This window comes from [Mycobacterium] fortunisiensis (genome assembly GCF_019050325.1).
Taxonomy (GTDB): domain Bacteria; phylum Actinomycetota; class Actinomycetes; order Mycobacteriales; family Mycobacteriaceae; genus Mycobacterium; species Mycobacterium fortunisiensis.
In genome coordinates this window covers 22,259-41,292 of sequence record NZ_VOMB01000025.1, presented here as the reverse complement: position 1 = coordinate 41,292, position 19,034 = coordinate 22,259, and the positions used below count along the sequence as shown (strand labels likewise).

Genomic DNA, 19,034 nt, shown 5'->3' with positions numbered 1-19,034 from the left:
TCACTCCGGGTAGGGCGGATAGGTCAGTCGGTCGCCGTCAACGTGGGCAAAGGACGTCAGGGTGTGCGCACGCCGGCTGGTCTCGGAAAGTATTTCCACGACCGGAATTTCGCGAACGGTGAGCGCATCGGCCACCAGTGACCGATGGCAGCGCCAGGGCACCGCCTCGGCGCACATGATCGCGGTGCGCTCGGTCCGGCTCACCCGGATGAGTTCGGTCAGTGCGTGGTCGAACTCCGGTGTCTGCATGTAGTCGGCGTAACCACGAAAGCTCTTGTTGCGCCAGCCGGTATTGACCGAATCGGCGCGGGTATGCCGCAGGCCGCCCAGGCCGGGCATCGGCAGGTAGTCGATGTCGTGGCGGGGCAGCTCCTCGGCCATGTTCTCGGCGTTGAACTGCGGATTGTGCCGCGAGCGGGGCACCGTGCGGATGTCGGCCAATTGTTCGATGCCATAGCTGTGCAGCACCGCGACGAAGCCTTCCATCGGCAGCGTCGAATGCCCGATGGTGAACACGGTGCCTTCCGGCCATGAGGTGTGGCTCATCACCCTCATTGTGCAGGGCGTTACACCCACCGGCTGCGTTGCGGGGGAGCCTGCGGTGTCACCCAGGCCTTGGCGTAGCGGTTCTTACCGGCCCGCTGCGGATCGCGGCTGCGGTAGACCACATACGGACGTACCAGGTAGCCGATCGGCGCGCTGAACATGTGCACCAGCCGGGTGTAGGGCCAAAAGCCCAGCAGCGCCAGCACGATCAACACATGGGCCTGAAACGTCCACGGGGTGTCGGCCATCAACTCCGGTGCCGGATTTCCGGTGAACAGGCTGCGGAACCACGGCGACACCGTTTCGCGGTAGTTGTAGGTCGAGAACACATTGGTCAGCGTGTTCAACATCCCGGTGGCCAGTGCGCCGAGCAGCACCAGGTACATCAGCTTGTCGTTGAGGGTGGTGGCGGTGCGCACCTCCGGGACGGTGACCCGGCGGTACAGCAGGATGCCCACCCCGGCCACGACGGCCAGCCCGGCGAGCGATCCCAGGCTCACCGACATCAGGTGGTAGAAGTGCTCGGAGACCCCGACAGCCTCGGTCCACGACTGTGGGATCAACAAGCCCCCGACGTGTCCGGCGAGCACCCCGAGGATGCCGAAGTGGAACAGCGGACTGCCCAACCGCAGCAACCTGCTCTCGTAAACCTGCGATGACCGGGTGGTCCAGCCGAATTGGTCGGCACGGTAACGCCAGACATGCCCCAGCACGAACGACGTCAACGCGATGTAGGGCAGCACCATCCACAACGTGGTGCTCAGTGACAAGGTGTTCATCGTGCCTGTTTCCTCTTCGCGCAAGCGCTCATCGTGCCGGTTTCCTCTTCGCGCAAGCGCTCATCGGCGCGCCCCTTCTGTCACCACCGGGTCCATCACAAACGGATCGAGGCCGACATCCTCATCGGGCGGGCCCTCGGCGGCCAGTTGCGCAATACGCCGGCGATCGGCGCTGTTCACCGGGGGCAGCGTGGACAGCACGGCAGCCAGCAGGTCGGTGTAGTAGGACCCGTTGTCCTGCAGGGAAAGTCGCAGCAGCTCCAGCACCGGCACATGTTCGGCCAGGAGCCGCTCCCCCTGGGCGTGATCGACGGTCGCAGCGAACTCGAGGACCATCGGGAGATAGTCGGGCAGCTCGGCGTTCTCCTGCTCACCGAACTCCAGGCCCGCCTGGCGGTAGGCATGCTTGAACCGCAACAGGGCCATCCCGCGCTTGCGGGTGTCGCCGTAGGCGTAGTAGGTCAGATGCAGGCTGCTGCGCCGACGCATGTCGAATGTCTCGACGTACGTCGTCGCGCGCTGCATCGGGTCCGTCTCGCCGAACCGCAACAGGAAGTCGGTCAACGGCCGCCGCGCCGGCTCCGGCAGCTCGGCGGCGACATCGGCCAGTTGGCCGACGAGCTCGGCGGTTTCGGCGCTCGGGTAATCCAGCAGCAGTGCGGTCATGCGCCACACCAGCCGCTGCTGACGCTCGGACAGGACGGTGCCGGCACCCGTCCGGCGGGCGCGGGTGAGTAGCTTCATGTCGTCGGCAACAACCCGTCTGTGCTCCGGCCGTCCCAGTTGAGCAGGTTGACCCGGGTCGGATCACCCTGCGGGACAGCATCGTTGGTGTTGGTGAGGTGGAACTTGTCGACCATGGTGTCGAAGGCGGTCATCCCGGGTCCGCCGTCGCCGTCCAGGCTGCAGCCGGTGGCCAGCGCGTCCAGACGGTGCGCATCCGAGCCGGCCCCGGTCGGGATGACGTAACGGTCCTGGTATTTGGCGATCGCCAGCAGCCGGTACATCGACTCGATCTCGTCGCCGCTCAGGCGCACCGAATCCGGGATGGTCTCGTCGAACTCTTCGCCGAGATTGGCGGCCCGCATGTAGGCCCGCATGGCGGCCAGCCGCTGCAGCGCGGCCCGGACCGGACCCACGTCACCGGCGGTGAACAATTCGGCCAGGTACTCGACCGGGATGCGCAACGTGTCGATGGCGCCGAACAGGTTGTTCTTGTTCTCGCCGTCGTGACCGGTCTCCTTGAGGATGTCCACCACCGGGGACAGCGGCGGCACGTACCAGACCATCGGCATCGTGCGGTACTCTGGATGCAGGGGCAACGCCACCTGGTAGTCGACGATCAGCCGATAGACCGGTGAATTCTGGGCCGCCTCAATCCATTCCGGAGAGATACCGGCCCGTTCGGCTTCGGCGATCACCCGTGGATCGTGCGGGTTGAGGAACACCCCGAGCTGTGACGGGTAGAGGTCCTTGTCGTCGGTGACCGACGCGGCCTCCAGCACCGCGTCCGCGTCGTAGAGCATCACACCGATGTAGCGCAGCCGCCCGACACAGGTCTCCGAACACACCGTGGGGATACCGACCTCGACGCGCGGGTAGCAGAACGTGCACTTCTCGGCTTTGCCGGTCTTGTGGTTGAAGTAGATCTTCTTGTACGGGCATCCGGTGACACATTGCCGCCAACCGCGGCACTTGTCCTGATCCACCAGCACGATGCCGTCCTCGGAGCGCTTGTAGATGGCCCCGGACGGACACGCGGCGGCGCAGGCCGGATTGAGGCAGTGCTCGCAGATCCGAGGCAGGTAGAACATGAACGTCTGCTCGAACTCAAGCTTGACCTTCTCGGATATGCCGGCGATCTCGTCAGCCCTGTTCATCTTGGCCAGCAACGGATCCCGACCCACCTGCTCGGGGCCGCCACCGAGATCGTCGTCCCAGTTGGCGCCCCAGGTCACCTTGGTGTCCCGACCGGTGATCAGGGACTTGGGGCGCGCCACGGGCGTGGTGTCCATGGCCGGTGCCGACAGCAGGTTCTCGTAGTCGTAGGTCCACGGGTCGTAGTAGTCCGACACGGTGGGCAGATCGGGATTGGCGAAGATGTTCAGCAGCCGCTTGAACCGGGAGCCCGATTTCAGGGTGAGCTTGCCGCGCTTGTTCAGCGTCCACCCGCCCTTCCATTTCTCCTGATCCTGGTACTGGCGCGGATACCCTTGGCCGGGGCGGGTTTCCACATTGTTGAACCAGACGTACTCGACGCCGCTGCGGTTGGTCCAGGCCTGCTTGCAGGTGACGCTGCAGGTGTGGCAACCGATGCACTTGTCGAGGTTCATCACCATCGCCAGTTGCGCCATGACTCTCATGTGTCAGTACTCCACATTCTGCGAGCGACGACGAATCGTGGTGACCTCGTCGCGTTGGTTTCCGGTGGGCCCGTGATAGTTCAGGGCGAACGACTGCTGCGCGTAGCCGCCGATCAGGTGCGTGGGTTTGATCATGATTCGGGTCAGCGCGTTGTGGATGCCGCCGCGTTTGCCGTTCTTCTCGGTGCGCGGCACGTCGACGGCCTTGTCCTGGGCGTGGTACATGAACACCAGTCCCTCGGGCATGCGGTGGCTGACGATGGCGCGGGCATTCACCACGCCGTTGCGGTTGGTGCACTCGATCCAGTCGTTGTCCTTGACCCCGATCTTGGCGGCATCCACATTCGACATCCAGATGCACTGGCCGCCCCGGGACAGCGTGAGCATGTACAGGTTGTCCTGGTAGGCAGAGTGAATCGACCATTTGGAGTGCGGCGTCAGGTATCGCACCGTGATGGACCCGCCGGTCGCGTCTCCCGCTGTGCTGCCTACCGAAGGCTCGTTGAACAGCGCCGTCATGTCCAGCGGCGGCCGGAACGTGGGCAGTTGCTCGCCGAGCTCACTCATCCAGTCGTGGTCCAGGTAGAAGTGCTGGCGGCCGGTCAACGTGTGCCACGGCTTGAGCCGCTCGGTGTTGATCGTGAACGGTGAGTAGCGCCGGCCCCCGGTCTCCGAGCCCGACCATTCCGGTGAGGTGTTGACCGGCACCGGCCGAGCCTGAGTGTCGGCGAACGTGATTCGCTTGCCCTCGTTCTCTTTGGCCAGATCCACCAGTTCGGTTCCGGTGCGCCGCTCCAGCGCCTCGAAGCCCTCGACGGCCAGCCGGCCGTTGGTGGTGCCCGACAGCGCGAGGATGGCCTCGGCGGCGTGGGTGTCCTTGGCCAACGAGGGCCGACCGATCGCGACACCGCTGACCACCGTGCCGTTGACGCCGCGTAGGTACTCGACCTCGGCTTCGGGGTGGGTGGTCACGCCCTTGGTGGTCAGCCCGACGGTTTCCACCATCGGTCCGAGCGCGGCCATCTTCTCGGCGATCGCCGGATAGTCACGGTCCACCATCACCAGCCGCGGCATGGTCTTACCCGGAATAGGTTCGCATTCACCGGCTTTCCAGTCCAGCACCCGACCACCCGGCTGGGCGGTGGCATCGGCACTGTCGTGCTGCAACGGCATCGCCACGATGTCCTTGCGTTTACCGAGATGCTTCTCGGCCAGCCAGGAGAAGCCGCGGGCGATGCGGTGGAACGCATCGAAGTCGGTCTTGGTTTCCCACGGCGGGGAGATCGCCGGTGAGAAGGCGTGTACGAACGGGTGCATGTCGGTGCTGGACAGGTCGTGCTTCTCGTACCAGGTGGCGGCGGGCAACACGATGTCGGAGAACAGGGTGGTGCTGGTGTTGCGGAAGTCCAGGGACAGCAGCAGATCCAGCTTGCCGACGGGTGCCTCGTCGCGCCAGCGCACTTCCTGCGGGCGGATCCCGTCCTCGTCGCGCGCGGCCACCGCGGAATCCGTGCCCAGCAGGTGCTTGAGGAAGTACTCATTGCCCTTGGCCGACGAGCCGAGCAGATTCGACCGCCACACCGTCAGACACCGCGGGAAGTTCTCCGGGGCGTCGGGATCCTCACATGCGAACTGCAGGTGTCCGGTCTTGAGGCCGTCCACCACGTAGTCCGCGGCGCTCTTGCCCAGCCGGTCGGCCTCGTCGGCCAGGTCCAGCGGATTGCGGTTGAAGGTCGGGTAACTCGGCATCCAGCCCAGCCGGCTGGCCAGCGCGATGTTGTCGGCGGCGGTGCGGCCGGAGAAGCGGCCTTCGGCCAGCGGAGAGGCCATCACCTCTGAGGTGAACGGGTCGTAGCGCCACTGGTCGCAGGCCAGATACCAGAACACTGTGCCCTGCATCTGCCGTGCCGGACGCTGCCAGTCCGCACCGAAAGCCAGTGTGGACCAACCGGTGACCGGCCGACACTTCTCCTGGCCGACGTAGTGCGCCCAGCCTCCGCCGTTGACTCCCTGGCAACCGGTGAGCATGACGAGGGTGAGAAACGAGCGGTAGATCTGATCGGAATGGAACCAGTGGTTGGTGCCCGCACCCATCAGGATCATCGACCGGCCCTTGGAACGTTCGGCGTTGTCGGCGAATTCGCGGGCAATGCGTTCGGCGGCCGCCGCGGGCACGCCGGTGATCCGCTCCTGCCAGGCCGGGGTGTACGGCTCGTCGGCGTCGTCGTAGCCCGACGGCCATTGCCCGGGGAGCCCGTCGCGGGCGACGCCGTACTGGGCCAGCATCAGGTCGTAGACGGTCGTCACCCGGTGGCCGGCAACGATTCTGGTCGGCACGCCGCGTTCCAGCACACCGGGGGCATCGCTGTCGAAGCGGGGCAGGGCCACCGTGGCGGTGTCGTCGGCCGAGCCGTGCAAGCTCAGCATCGGGTGCACACCGTGGAGGTCAAGGTTCCAGTGGCCCTCGCCGGAGGCGGTGAACCGGTGCCCCAGCGAACCGTTCGGCACCACCGGGCGTCCGGCCTGGTCCAGCAGGACTGTCTTGGAGTGTGCCCCCTCCTCGGTGTCACCGAGATCGGCTGCGGTGAGGAACTTCCCGGGCAACGTCCGCCCGTCCCGCTCGACGAGGGTGACCAGGTATGGCAGGTCGGTGTACTTCTTCACGTAGTCGGTGAAATACGGGGTTTGTCTGTCGACGAAGAATTCCTTGAGGATTACATGGCCCATCGACATCGCGAGGGCGGCGTCGGTGCCGGGGCGGGCGGGCAGCCATTCGTCGGCGAACTTGGTGTTGTCGGCATAGTCCGGCGACACCACGACCACTTTCTGACCGCGGTAGCGGGCCTCGGTCATGTAGTGCGCATCGGGGGTCCGTGTCACCGGTACGTTGGAACCCCACATGATGAGGTAGCCGGCGTCGAACCAGTCGGCCGATTCGGGAACGTCGGTCTGGTCGCCGAACACCTGCGGTGAGGCCACCGGAAGGTCGGCATACCAGTCGTAGAACGACAGCATCGACCCGCCGAGCAGCGAGATGAACCGTGCCCCAACGGCATGGCTGACCATGGACATCGCCGGGATCGGGGAGAACCCGGCCACCCGGTCGGGTCCGTACTTCTTGATGGTGTGGACGTGGGCGGCCGCCGCCATCTCGGCGGCCTCCCACCATTCGGCCCGGACGAACCCACCTTTGCCGCGGGCCGCTTTGTAGCTGCGGGACTTTTCCGGGTCTTCGACGATGTCGGCCCAGGCCAGCACTGGGTCCTTGAGCCGCTCCTTGGCCTCGCGGTAGTACTCGAGCAAGACACCGCGCACATACGGATAGCGCACGCGGGCAGGGGAATACGTGTACCACGAGAACGACGCACCACGTGGGCAACCGCGCGGCTCGTACTCGGGCTTGTCGGCACCGACCGACGGGTAGTCGGTTTGCTGCGACTCCCAGGTGATGACGCCGTCCTTGACGTAAATCTTCCACGAGCAGGATCCGGTGCAGTTGACCCCGTGGGTCGAGCGGACGACCTTGTCGTGGGCCCACCGGTCGCGGTAGAAGTCGTCGGCCGATCGTCCGCCGATCTTGTGGAGGGTCCGGTGATCGGCGGAGATCTCGCCGCGGTGGAAGTACTTGCCCAGGCGCAGCAAGGCATCGGCAGGTGTCTGGCTACCCGCATGTGAATCGACCACGATGTGTCCCTCCGAGCTGTTGAATCACGAGCGTAAGGGCGGTTGAGGGCGCCTCAAAAGAACGCACGCAGCGGTGCGAGGCGCTGTGAAATTGCGTTAACCCACCAGTCATTCCGCAGGAACACGGCGGTGATGTGGGAGGTCCGTCGAGACCCCGGTTTTTCCCTGTCTACCTGCGACGATCGTTGGCAATCCGGGCAAAATGCCGGGTGCGCGACATTGTGGTGACGGCGTTAACAGAGCCGGAGAAACCGTCCAGGATTTATCACCGCGGTAACACGTCGTCGGATCGTCAGGGCAGCGCCGGCTTCGTCCATACGATGGTGTGCCGGAAGGCCAGCCGGTGGCGCATCACCGCACCGGGAAGTGTCGCGGCGACGATCGCCTGCAGCGCGTCGAAACCGAGCTCTGGATCGCGAACCGGGAACGGCGGCGGCACCGGGCCGCCGGACACCGGCCGCGGGTGTTTGATCACGCCGATGATCGGGTTCGTCACCGCCGACGCCAGATCCCAGGCGGTGTCGCGGAGGGAACCCGGTGCGGCCAGGCCGACGGCCAGGAACCGTCCGCCGGGCGCCAGGAGCCTGGTCACGTCTGTGAGCGCCTGCTCGACGTCGAGATGATGCAGTACCGCCACCATGGTGATCAGGTCGACGGGGCCCGCGAGCTCGTCGAGCCGGCGGTCGTCGATCGTGACGTTGGCCAGCGCGGCGGTCCGTCGGGCGGCTTCGATGCGCATCCCCGCGTCCAGGTCAGTGCCGTGGACATGCTCGAAACGCTCGGCGAGTTTCGCCACCAATACACCTTGGCCGCAACCGATGTCGACTGCGGCGACACGGCGGGCCGGCAGGTTCGCCAGGATCCAGCCGTGGAAGTGGTCATTGTGGCTCCACGGATGCCTGCTGTTGAAGGTGTGCAGTCCTTGGGCGGCGTGCCGGACCAGCGGGTGGTGGAGGCGACGGATGTCCATACCTCCACTGTGCCGTGTCGGTCGACTTGGTCACCGGTCACTTCGGTCAGACGACGGCCTCCGAGCCGCCCGCGAACGTCTAGCGCTTCACGTGCGAAGCGCTGTGGCGGTAGAACCCCGGTTTTTCCGCCCTGGCGCTTCACACGCGAACGGTTCAGGGTGCCCGTTACTTGGTTGCGGTCACTTTGGTCATACGTCTCAGATCCCGGTCACGCGACACGCCGCGCCGTCCCGACCGGTTACTCGACCACGAACGACGAGGCGGCACGCAGATGCGTCACTGCGTCGTCCACGATGCGTTCGACGAGCTCCGCGCATGACGGCAGATCATCGATGATGCCGGCCACCTGGCCCGATGCCAGTACGCCGGCGTCGGTATTGCCTTCCACCAGACCGGCTTTCAGCAACATCGGAGTGTTGGCCGCCATCACCACCTGCGACCAGGTGAGCTCTTTGCCGTGCCGCATGGCCAAGCCGTCCTTGGCCATCGACAGCCAGGTCATTCCGGAGAGCTTCTTGAACTTCTGGGCGTTGCCGACCGCGGCAGCGAATCCGCGCGCCCGCGAACCGCTCTCGAGCTTCTCCACCAGGCCGGTGCGCAGCACCCGGTGCGGCATGCCGTCCACCCGGGTGGACACCACGGTGCCGTCGAGCGCCGCCTGCAGGTACCGCTCCTTGACCGCGTCGGGCACGGTGGAATCCGAGGTCAGCAGGAACCGGGTGCCCATCGCAACACCGGCCGCACCGTAGGACAGGGCGGCGGCCAGGCCGCGGCCGTCGAAGAAGCCGCCGGCGGCGATCACCGGCATGCCGGTGTCCTTGACTGCGTCGAGCACCGACGGCAGCAGCAGCGTGGTGGCGACCGGACCGGTGTGGCCACCGCCCTCGCCGCCCTGCACGATCACCGCGTCGGCGCCCCAGCCGGCCACCTTCTTGGCGTGCTTGGCCGCGCCGACCGACGGGATCACCACGACACCGGCGTCTTTGAGCTTGGCGATCAGCTCGGGCTTGGGGGCCAGGGCGAAGGAGGCGACTTTGACTCCTTCGCGGATCAGGAGGTCGACGCGCGCACCGGCATCGCCCGCATCGGCACGCATGTTGATGCCGAAGGGCTTGTCGGTGGCGGCCTTGACCTTGGTGACGGCGGTCTGCAGTTCCTCCAGCGTCATGGTCGCCGACGCCAGGATGCCGAGTCCGCCGGCATTGGAGGTGGCCGCGACCAGCCGTGCACCGGCCACCCAGCCCATCCCCGTCTGCACGACGGGATGCTCGATGCCGACCAGCTCGGTCAGCGGAGTCTTGAGCTTGCCCATTCTCTAGACCTTGACCTCTTTGTCGCGCAGCGACTTCGGATCGATGATCTCACGCAGCAGCTTGAGCTCCTCGTCGGTGGCCAGCCGGGTGGTCTCGGCCTCCTGCAGGCCGTGTACCTCGAACGAGGTGTTGTCGGCCACCTGCTGAGCTTCGACGCCGGGGTGCAGCGACACCGCGCGCATCTGGTGGTCGGGGCCGTTGAAATCGAACACGCCCAGGTTGGACACCACCCGGTAGATGTTGGCGAACCGGAAGGCGGGATTCGCCGGATCGACCTTGTCCCAACCGATTCCGGACACGATGTCAACCGACTCGCAGAACACCCGCTTGGAGTGGTTGCCCACGAAGTAGCTGGTGGCGTGGTTGATGCTGTTACCGGGCGCGCCGCGGACGCCGAACATCTGTCGGGTCGGGTGCTGAATCGGCCCGAACGCCGACAGGTTCTGGTTGCCGTAGCGGTCGATCTGGTTGGCGCCCATCACCACGTGGCGCTTGCCCCAGGCCAGGGTCTCGAAGACCCGGTTGAACGGCATCCAGCCCTCGACGGTGAACGGGGCGCCGATCGCCGGGGTGTCGGCCAGGATCCGGGCCTCACCGTCGGTCAGCACGATGTCGGGGGAGAAGGTCAGCCGGGCCAGTCGGGCACCGATCTGGACGACGGTGGTCATGGGGCTGGCCATGATCTCGCCGGCATCGCGGAACAGTTCGGCGCAGGCGACGGCACACACCTCGGCGCGGGTCACGGCAATCACTTGGCGGCCTCCTTCTGTGCCTCGGCGAACTTCCGAACGGCGGCTTGATAATCGGCCTCGCTGCCCGACAGGTATGTCTTGACGAACTCGGCCCAGGTCTCGTCGGAACCGGCGGCCTCTGCGTAATGGCGCTGGAACTTCTCGTCGCGTCGGTAATCGGGCTCGTTGGTGGTGAAGTGCGCGCCGTTGGGTGCCTCCACCACCGAATCGACCATCATCCGGTTGATCAGCAGGGCCTGCGTCGGCACGGCCTTGACCAGTTCCTCGGTGGACACCACGCGCTCGACCGACAGGAAGCGGCGCTGAGCTGACATGAGGAACAGGTCGTCGAAGTACGGGTCGATACCGGTGTAGGCCGCATTGCCCTGGGCGTCACCGAGATTCATGTGCACGAAGGCCGCGTCGAGGTTCAGCGCGGGCATCGCGATCAGTTCCTCGTAGGCATTGTCGGTCTCATACGGCGAGCGCACGGTCTTGAGCTCGTCGCCCCAGAACGCGCGGACGTCGCTGCCCAGACCGGCGCGGATCGGCAGGAACGGCAGCCGCTGGGCGGCAGCCTGCAGGCCGCAGCGCAGCATGCCCTCGTCCATCTCGCGGGCCTCGATCGCACCGGTGGTGCGGGCCTTGGCGAACCACGGGTCGTAGAACGGCGGCGAGTCCAGCGACACGAAACCGTAGTAGACGCGCTTGACCTTGCCGGCCGAACACAGCAGGCCCAGATCAGGCCCGCCATAGGTGACCACGGTCAGGTCCTTGACGTCGGTGCGCAGCAGAGCGCGCACGAACGCCATCGGCTTGCGTCGCGAGCCCCAGCCACCGATGCCGATGGTCATCCCGCTTTCGATCGAGGCGACGGCCTCGTCGAGAGTTGTTCTCTTGTCGCTCACTTGGATCCCTTCTCAGTGCCGGCGAACGCATCACGGTGCTCGTCGGACACACCGGACAGGTTGAGTTCGAAGGTGAAGCCCTGCTCCATGCGGTACCGCGCGGTGACGGGCTGCACGTCGATGAAGTTCAGCGCTTCCTTGGCAGCCCGGATCACCCGGGTGTCCTTGCTGGCGATGTCGCGGGCCACGCGCAGGGCGGCCTCGTCGAGCTCCGCGCGCGGCACCACCTCGTGCACCGAGCCGAAGTGGTGCAGGGTCTCGGCGTCGACGGTGGCGGCGGTGAAGAACAGCCGGCGCATCAGGTGCTGGGGGACCAGCCGGGACAGGTGGGTGGCGGCACCCAGCGCACCGCGTTCCACCTCGGGCAGCCCGAACTTGGCGTCGTCGGAGGCCACGATCACGTCGGAGTTGCCGACCAGGCCGATCCCGCCGCCCACGCAGAAGCCGTTGACGGCAGCGACCACCGGGACCTCGCACTCGTACACGGCCTTGAACGCGTGGTAGCAGCCGCGGTTGGCGTCGATCAGGGCGGTGAAGCCCTCGGTGTTCTGCATTTCTTTGATGTCCACGCCGGCGTTGAAGCCGCGGCCCTCGGCCCGCAGGATCACCACGTGGGTGCTGCGGTCCCGGCCGGCGGCGGTGATCGCGTCGCCGAGTTCGAACCAGCCGCGTGACGGGATGGCGTTGACCGGCGGGTAGTTGACGGTGACCGAGACGATGCCCGGCTCGACTGTCTTGGTGGTGATCGTCATCAATCCACTTCCTGGAGGGGTCGCTACCTAAGCAAGCACTTGCTTGGTACGCTAGCACAGTGACCGATACGCCAGAAGCCGGTGCGATCAATTTGAGTTTGGCCGGCAAGGTGGTCCTGGTAACCGGCGGAGTGCGAGGGGTTGGCGCTGGAATCAGTGCGGTTTTCGCCGGTCAGGGCGCCACCGTGGTGACCTGCGCACGCCGCCCGGTAGAAGGATCGCCGTACGAATTCCACAGCTGTGACATCCGTGACGACGCCTCGGTGGCCGGGCTGATCGAGGCCGTCGTGGCCAAGCACGGCCGGTTGGATGTGGTCGTCAACAACGCCGGTGGCTCGCCGTACGTGCTCGCCGCCGACGCGTCGGCGAAGTTCAGCACCAAGATCATCGAGCTCAACCTGATCGGTGCACTGTCGGTGTCCACCCACGCCAATGCCGTGATGCAGACCCAGGACACCGGCGGTTCCATCGTCAACATCTCCAGCGTCAGCGGCCACCGGCCCACGCCGGGGACCGCGGCCTACGGTGCCGCCAAGGCCGGCATCGACAACCTCACCTCGACGCTCGCCGTGGAATGGGCGCCGAAGGTCCGGGTCAACTCGGTCGTGGTGGGCATGGTCGAGACCGAACAGTCCGAGCTGTTCTACGGCGACGCCGATTCCATCGCGGCTATCTCGCGCAACGTGCCGCTCGGCCGGCTGGCCAAGCCGGCCGATATCGGCTGGGCCACTGCATTCTTGTCGTCTGCCGCGGCTTCCTATATCTCCGGCGCCACGCTCGAGGTGCACGGTGGCGGCGAGCCGCCGCATTACCTGTCGACCACTACTGCAGATATCAAATAGAAGGAGACACACTCACATGGGACTTCTCGACGGCCGGGTGGTCATCGTGACGGGTGCCGGGGGCGGCATCGGACGCGCACATGCGCTGGCGTTCGCCGCCGAGGGCGCGCGCGTCGTGGTCAACGACATCGGGGTGGGCCTGGACGGTTCGCCGGCCGGTGGTGGGAGCGCGGCCCAGGGCGTGGTCGACGAGATCGTCGCGGCCGGAGGCGAAGCCGTCGCCAACGGCTCCAACGTCGCCGACTGGGCGCAGGCCGAGGCCCTGATCCAGACCGCGGTCGATACGTTCGGCGGGCTCGACGTGTTGGTGAACAACGCCGGCATCGTGCGGGACCGGATGTTCGCCAACACCTCCGAGGAGGAGTTCGACGCCGTCACCGCGGTGCACCTCAAGGGGCACTTCGCCACCATGAAGCATGCTGCCGCCTACTGGCGCGCACAGTCCAAGGCGGGCAACACTGTTGACGCCCGCATCATCAACACCAGCTCCGGTGCCGGCCTGCAGGGCAGTGTCGGCCAGGCCAACTACAGTGCCTCCAAGGCCGGCATCGCGGCACTGACCCTGGTGGCCGCTGCCGAGATGGGCCGCTACGGCGTCAGCGTCAACGCCATCGCACCGTCGGCCCGGACGCGGATGACCGAAACCGTGTTCGCCGACATGATGGCCACCCAGGGCCAGGCCTTCGATGCCATGGCGCCGGAAAACGTCTCGCCGTTGGTGGTGTGGCTGGGCAGCGCGGAGTCGAAGGACGTCACCGGCAAGGTCTTCGAGGTCGAGGGCGGCAAGATCCGCGTCGCCGAGGGCTGGGCCCACGGCCCCGAGATCGACAAGGGCGCGAAGTGGGATCCGGCCGAGCTGGGCCCGGTCGTCACCGACCTGCTGGCCAAGGCGCGCCCCGCGGTACCGGTCTACGGCGCCTGACTTTTCCCGCCGAGTTCTTCCGCCGAGCAGTCCCCCGCAAGCGGGAGGTGCCTCAACAAAACTGCCCCAAATCGCTTGATTTGGGGCAGTTTTGCGTCTGCTCGCGGGTCAGGCGGCGTTCTTCTTGCTCTCCTTCTTCGCGGGCTTCTTGTGGGCGTTGGCCTTCTTGGGCGTCGCCTTCTTGTGGGTGGAATCGTTGTCCGACGCCTCGGTGCCGGCCTTCTTGTCCTGACCGGTCACCTTCTTGGCCGTGTCCCGGAGCTTGTGCACCGAGGACGACACCTGGTCGCGGGCATCCGAGACGGCATCCCTGACCGTCTGGCGTGCCACGGCCCGCGGAGCTTCGGGTCCGGACTCCTTGCCGGCGGTGAGATCCGTTGCGGCATCGGTCTTTGCGAGACTGACGACCTTGCCGGTGTCCTTGTCGGTGCCCTCGGCCGGTGTCTGGACATGGGTCTCGTCCGTCGCCGCTAGGTCGGCCCCTTCAGCATCTTCGGCAACCTTGGCTGCGGGTGCGGGCGCGGCGGCGGCGAGCGTGGACACCTGCTTCGAAGTCTGCGAGGTGGCGGGCTGCTTCAGCGAGCCCGGGATGCCGGTGATGGCGTCGACGGTGTCGGTGATCGAGTCCTTCACGAACTTCACCGTCGCCGCACCGACATCCTGCACGCCTTGTGCCCCGGCTTCGGCAATGGCCTGAGCGTCGAACGACAGCACCGGGATGCGCATGTCGTACACCGCCTTCTGCGGCGCCACGATCAGGTCCCGGAAGTTGACGAACATCTTGGTCGCATAGTCGGCGTCGCCGACCTCTTGACCGTCCCAGCTCTTCAGGGTCCAACCACCCTCGCCGTTGCTTTCCACGACCACGACATCTGTGTTGCTCAACGGATGCTGCACGATCAACAACAGGTTCGGGTTGTCGACGTTCATCATCGTCCACATCATGATGGTGGCGCCGTGCGAGAACACCGCGGCGTTCTGATTCTGGTCGTCGCCTTCAGGCGTGTTCTCCGCGACTTGGGTCAACGCGTTGGTCATGCGCTCGTTGAACTCCAGGCCGGTCTCGCCGCCCGGGACCGGGACGAACTGTAGCCCCATAGTCCAGGCCAGCGGGGCGAGGATGTAGCCGATGCGGCCGATCCCTTCGCTTTCGGGCAGGCCCTCGAAGATGCCGGCACTGATCTCCTGAACTCCGATGTTCTGCCCGGCGTTGTCGTTCTTGGGGAAGCCGAGGATGGTGACGTCCATTCCCGTTGCGTCATGGAGCGGCTTCGCCGTCTGCTGGGTGCGGATCATCGTCGAGGCGTAGATCGCGTCGACGGGCCCGTACTTCTCGGTGTATTCCTCCGATTGCAGATAAGTGGCAACGGCGTCGGCCTGGGCCTCGCCGGTCGCTGTCAGGTTCGGGCCGGGCACCGACGTGTCGATGTGGCCGGTGGAGTTGCCGTAGGACTCACCATGCCGGATGAACGTCACGGTCATTGCCGCGGCGGGGAGGGTGGCGGCGGCGAACAGGGAACATGCCGTCAGAGTGGTCGCCGCGGCACCGGCAACCCGGCGTCGGTTGGGTCGTTGCATAGGGTCTCCATCGGATACAGAAAATGTGGGCTGACGCTCACCCGGCGCAGATTGTGTGCGGGCTCACAGAACATAATCAAAGAACTGTTCACTCGTCAATTCAGCTACCGACAGTTGCGTAATTACCCAGCTCCGCGGCGCCCGGCAAACGGAAAGCGCCCCCGGGGCAAAGTCCAGGGGGCGCTCGCGTCGTGGAGGATCAGGCCGGATCGCAGATGACGATCGGGATCTTGCGGTCGGTGTAGGACCGGTAGTTCGCGAAGTCGGCGTACATGGCATCCAGCTTGGGCCAGTACTCGTCACGCTCGGCGTCGGTGGCTTCGCGTGCGGTGAGTTCCAGCGTCTCGCGCTTGGTCTGGAATTTCACCTTCGGATTGGCGACCAGGTTCAGGTACCACATCGGGTTGGTGGCCCGGCCGCCCTGCGAGGCGACCAGCACGATGCGCTTACCCTCCTGCAGATACAGCAGCGGGCTGTCGCGCGCCTCGCCCGACTTGCGCCCGATCGTCGTCAGGATTCCGACCTGGGCGCCGCGCAGGAACTTGTCACCGAAGCGGCCGCCGGTCTTCTTGAAGATCCAGGTCTGGGCGCGCGACATCCACTTGATGGCGGTGCCGGTCGATTTCGCGTTGAGGCGGTCGATCTGCTTGGGGGACAGCGGGCGGGGAGTCTCGGGCATGGCTGGACCTTAACGTGCCAGGAAGGGCCGGATGCTGGCGGTGATCCGATGGATCTGACCATCGGATTCCGGGATGACGAACGTCTCGTCGATGCGGGCGCCGACGCGCCGTCCGGCCAGCGACGGCTTGGTCACCAGCTCGAACCGGGCCCGGATCTCGTCGCCGTTGACGGTGAACTCTGGTGCCGAGATCGATTTGATCACCCGGTATTGCGGGCCCCGATCCAGGTCGCGGCGCATCTGCTTACCGGAAAATCCGGTCTTGAGCCCGATCTCGGTGCGGGTGCAGTGCGGGGCGAACGGCACCGCGCTGGCGTCGTGACTGGCCAGCGCGTCGATGTAGGCCTGGGCCGCCGCGATGCGCTGTGCTTCGGAGAAAGCCATCCGAACGGCTCAGATCCGCTCGATGATCGTGCCGGTGGACAACGCGCCGCCGGCACACATGGTGATCAGCGCCGTGGACTTGCCGGTGCGCTCCAACTCGTGCAGCGCGGTGGTGATCAGCCGCGAGCCGGTGGACCCGACCGGGTGGCCCAGGGCGATGGCGCCGCCGTTGACGTTGACCTTGTCCATGTCGGCGCCGTGTACCTGGGCCCAGGACAGCACGACCGAGGCGAACGCCTCGTTGATCTCGACCAGGTCGATGTCGCCGAGCTTCATCCCGGCCTTCTCCAGCACCCTGGCGGTGGACTGCACCGGGCCGTCGAGGTGGTAGTACGTCTCGGCGCCGACGTTGGCCTGCGCCACGATGCGGGCGCGCGGCTTGAGACCCAGCGCTTTCGCCTTGTCCTCGTCCATCCACAGCACCGCGGCCGCACCGTCGGAGATCTGCGAGGACGTACCCGCGGTGTGAATACCGCCCTCGATCACCGGCTTCAGTGCGGCCAGGCCGTCGGCGGTGGTGTCGCGCAGACCCTGGTCCCGGCTGACGGTGTTCCAATCGGCGGTCGGCTGCTTGTTCTCGTCGATGACCGGCGCCTCGATCGGGGAGATCTCCCGATCGAAGCGGCCCTCGGCCCAGGCCTGCTTGGCGCGTGCCTGCGAGGCCAGGCCCAGGGCGTCCACGTCGGCGCGGGTGATTCCCCGGCGCTTGGCGATCCGCTCGGCGGCCTCGAACTGATTGGGCAGGTCGATGTCCCAGGAGGCGGCACGGGCGCCGCCGCCGTTGGCGCCCAGACCGACCCGGCTCATGGCCTCGATGCCGCAGGCGATGCCGATGTCGATGGCGCCGGTGGCGATCAGGCCGGCGACCAGATGGTTGGCCTGCTGGGCGCTGCCGCACTGGCAGTCGATGCTGGTGGCGCCGACGTGTTCGGGCAGACCGGCGATCAACCAGGACTGCCGGGTGACATTGTTGGCCTGCTCGCCATACTGGGTGACGCAGCCGCCGATGACCTGCTCGACGCTCCCCGCGTCGATGCCGGCCTTCTCGACGAGGGCCTTCTGGACCGCGCCCAGCAGTTCGGTGGCGTGCAGGCCGGACAGCCAGCCATTGCGCTTGCCGATGGGACTGCGGGTGGCTTCAACGATGACAGGGTTACCCATGGAGCCAGGCTAGAACACGTTTCATTACTCTGACAAGCGGCGATGTATCACTGCCTTTGATCTGCGGTCAAGCCGTGTTTCAATGGTCTCAATTGGTACTAGACCACGTTGTTTCAAGCATTGCTGGCTACCCGCACGGCTTGCTACAGACACCAAGGAGTGACAGACATGGGCTGCCCCAACATCCCCCAGGACTTCGACTTCCTCGATTCCGACCTCAACCTCAAGGGTCTGCCGGTCAAGGAGCTCGCCGAGCTGCGTAAGGCCGAGCCGGTTCGCTGGGTCGACGTGCCCGGCGGCACCGGAGGCTTCGGCGACAAGGGCTACTGGCTGGTGACCCGGCACGAGGACGTCAAGGACGTCTCCCTGCGCAGCGATGTGTTCTCCAGCGCGATGAACGGTGCGATCCCGGTCTGGCCGCAGGAGATGACCCGCGAAGCCGTCGACCTGCAGCGCGCCGTCCTGCTCAACATGGACGCCCCGCACCACACCCGGCTGCGCAAGATCATCTCGCGCGGCTTCACCCCGCGCGCGCTCTCGCGCCTCGAGGACGAGCTGAACAACCGGGCCCAGCAGATCGCCAAGAACGCCGCGGCCTCCAACTCGGGCGACTTCGTCGAGCAGGTGTCCTGCGAGCTGCCGCTGCAGGCCATCGCCGAGCTGCTCGGCGTGCCCCAGGACGATCGCGACAAGCTGTTCCGCTGGTCCAACGAGATGACCGCCGGTGACGATCCCGAATACGCCGACGTCGACCCGGCCATGTCCTCGTTCGAGGTCATCAGCTACGCCATGAAGATGGCCGAGGAGCGGGGCAAGAACCCGACCGACGACATCGTCACCAAGCTGATCCAGGCCGACATCGACGGTGAGAAGCTCAGCGACGACGAGTTCGGTTTCTTCGTCATCATGCTCGCGGTGGCCGGCAACGAGACCAGCCGCAACTCGATCACCCACGGCATGATCGCGTTCTCGCAGAACCCCGATCAGTGGGAGCTGTTCAAGAAGGAACGCCCGAAGACCGCGGTCGACGAGATCATCCGTTGGGCCACCCCGGTTTCGGCCTTCCAGCGCACCGCCAGCGAGGACACCGAGATCGCCGGCGTCAAGATCAAGGCCGGCGAGCGTGTGGTGATGTCCTACCGGTCGGCGAACTTCGACGAGACCGTGTTCGAGGACCCCTACACGTTCAACATCCTGCGTGATCCCAACCCGCACGTGGGCTTCGGCGGCACCGGTGCGCACTACTGCATCGGGGCGAACCTGGCCCGCCTGACGATCAACCTGATCTTCAACGCCGTCGCCGACCACATGCCCGACCTCAAGCCGATCGGCGATCCCGAGCGGCTGAAGTCCGGCTGGCTCAACGGCATCAAGCACTGGGAGGTCGACTTCACCGGCAAGTGCCCGGTCGCACACTGAGC

The 19,034-nt window shown here is 66.1% G+C and carries 17 protein-coding genes; 3 read left to right on the top strand and 14 right to left on the bottom strand.

Annotated elements, in window-relative coordinates; all coding sequences use genetic code 11:
• From FR943_RS23435 to echA20, 10 genes are all read right to left on the bottom strand, one after another.
• Positions 1–546, bottom strand: a complete 546-nt coding sequence (locus FR943_RS23435) for a DUF488 domain-containing protein (RefSeq protein ID WP_217160681.1) — start codon at positions 544–546, stop codon at positions 1–3.
• A 20-nt stretch (positions 547–566) separates the two neighbouring features.
• Positions 567–1,325 carry a respiratory nitrate reductase subunit gamma gene (gene narI, locus FR943_RS23430; protein WP_246585232.1) on the bottom strand — a complete coding sequence of 253 codons (759 nt, stop codon included), beginning with the start codon at positions 1,323–1,325 and terminating at the stop codon, positions 567–569.
• Between the two features lie 60 nt (positions 1,326–1,385).
• Positions 1,386–2,069, bottom strand: a complete 684-nt coding sequence (gene narJ / locus FR943_RS23425; RefSeq protein WP_217160680.1) for a nitrate reductase molybdenum cofactor assembly chaperone — start codon at positions 2,067–2,069, stop codon at positions 1,386–1,388.
• Complete coding sequence (gene narH, locus FR943_RS23420) at positions 2,066–3,688, bottom strand: nitrate reductase subunit beta (RefSeq protein WP_217160679.1); 1,623 nt, start codon at positions 3,686–3,688, stop codon at positions 2,066–2,068. The genes narJ and narH overlap by 4 nt, the downstream gene beginning before the upstream one ends.
• Before the next feature lie 3 nt (positions 3,689–3,691).
• A complete protein-coding gene (locus FR943_RS23415) occupies positions 3,692–7,372 on the bottom strand; it encodes a nitrate reductase subunit alpha (RefSeq protein ID WP_308170638.1) in 3,681 nt (1,226 codons plus the stop codon).
• A gap of 292 nt (positions 7,373–7,664) precedes the next feature.
• Complete coding sequence (locus tag FR943_RS23410) at positions 7,665–8,342, bottom strand: class I SAM-dependent methyltransferase (RefSeq protein WP_217160678.1); 678 nt, start codon at positions 8,340–8,342, stop codon at positions 7,665–7,667.
• Positions 8,343–8,581: 239 nt separating this feature from the next.
• Positions 8,582–9,655: a (3aS,4S,5R,7aS)-5-hydroxy-7a-methyl-1-oxo-octahydro-1H-indene-4-carboxyl-CoA dehydrogenase gene (gene ipdC, locus FR943_RS23405; protein ID WP_217160677.1), complete on the bottom strand. Its 1,074-nt coding sequence runs from the start codon at positions 9,653–9,655 to the stop codon at positions 8,582–8,584.
• Between the two features lie 3 nt (positions 9,656–9,658).
• Positions 9,659–10,408, bottom strand: coding sequence for a cholesterol ring-cleaving hydrolase subunit IpdB (gene ipdB / locus FR943_RS23400; RefSeq protein ID WP_217160676.1), 750 nt, complete (start codon positions 10,406–10,408; stop codon positions 9,659–9,661).
• Positions 10,405–11,295 (bottom strand): cholesterol ring-cleaving hydrolase subunit IpdA, encoded by an 891-nt coding sequence (gene ipdA / locus FR943_RS23395; protein WP_217160675.1) that lies wholly within the window; start codon positions 11,293–11,295, stop codon positions 10,405–10,407. Before ipdA ends, ipdB begins: the two co-directional genes overlap by 4 nt.
• Positions 11,292–12,047, bottom strand: a complete 756-nt coding sequence (gene echA20, locus FR943_RS23390) for a (7aS)-7a-methyl-1,5-dioxo-2,3,5,6,7,7a-hexahydro-1H-indene-carboxyl-CoA hydrolase (RefSeq protein WP_217160674.1) — start codon at positions 12,045–12,047, stop codon at positions 11,292–11,294. The genes ipdA and echA20 overlap by 4 nt, the downstream gene beginning before the upstream one ends.
• Before the next feature lie 59 nt (positions 12,048–12,106).
• Between echA20 and FR943_RS23385 the strand changes: the two genes are divergently transcribed.
• Complete coding sequence (locus FR943_RS23385) at positions 12,107–12,889, top strand: SDR family oxidoreductase (RefSeq protein ID WP_217160673.1); 783 nt, start codon at positions 12,107–12,109, stop codon at positions 12,887–12,889.
• Positions 12,890–12,905: 16 nt separating this feature from the next.
• Positions 12,906–13,811, top strand: coding sequence for an SDR family oxidoreductase (locus FR943_RS23380; protein ID WP_217160672.1), 906 nt, complete (start codon positions 12,906–12,908; stop codon positions 13,809–13,811).
• Between the two features lie 108 nt (positions 13,812–13,919).
• Here FR943_RS23380 and FR943_RS23375 read toward each other — a convergent pair whose 3' ends face one another.
• From FR943_RS23375 to FR943_RS23360, 4 genes are all read right to left on the bottom strand, one after another.
• Entirely contained in the window at positions 13,920–15,389 is a 1,470-nt protein-coding gene (locus tag FR943_RS23375) for a histidine phosphatase family protein (RefSeq protein WP_217160671.1), read from the bottom strand.
• A gap of 199 nt (positions 15,390–15,588) precedes the next feature.
• Positions 15,589–16,068 (bottom strand): nitroreductase family deazaflavin-dependent oxidoreductase, encoded by a 480-nt coding sequence (locus FR943_RS23370; RefSeq protein WP_217160670.1) that lies wholly within the window; start codon positions 16,066–16,068, stop codon positions 15,589–15,591.
• Between the two features lie 9 nt (positions 16,069–16,077).
• Positions 16,078–16,452, bottom strand: a complete 375-nt coding sequence (locus tag FR943_RS23365; RefSeq protein WP_217160669.1) for a DUF8021 domain-containing protein — start codon at positions 16,450–16,452, stop codon at positions 16,078–16,080.
• A gap of 9 nt (positions 16,453–16,461) precedes the next feature.
• A complete protein-coding gene (locus tag FR943_RS23360; RefSeq protein ID WP_217160668.1) occupies positions 16,462–17,613 on the bottom strand; it encodes a steroid 3-ketoacyl-CoA thiolase in 1,152 nt (383 codons plus the stop codon).
• A 168-nt stretch (positions 17,614–17,781) separates the two neighbouring features.
• Here FR943_RS23360 and FR943_RS23355 point away from each other — a divergent pair, with 168 nt between their 5' ends.
• Positions 17,782–19,032 (top strand): cytochrome P450, encoded by a 1,251-nt coding sequence (locus tag FR943_RS23355; protein ID WP_217160667.1) that lies wholly within the window; start codon positions 17,782–17,784, stop codon positions 19,030–19,032.
• Positions 19,033–19,034: the final 2 nt, after the last annotated feature.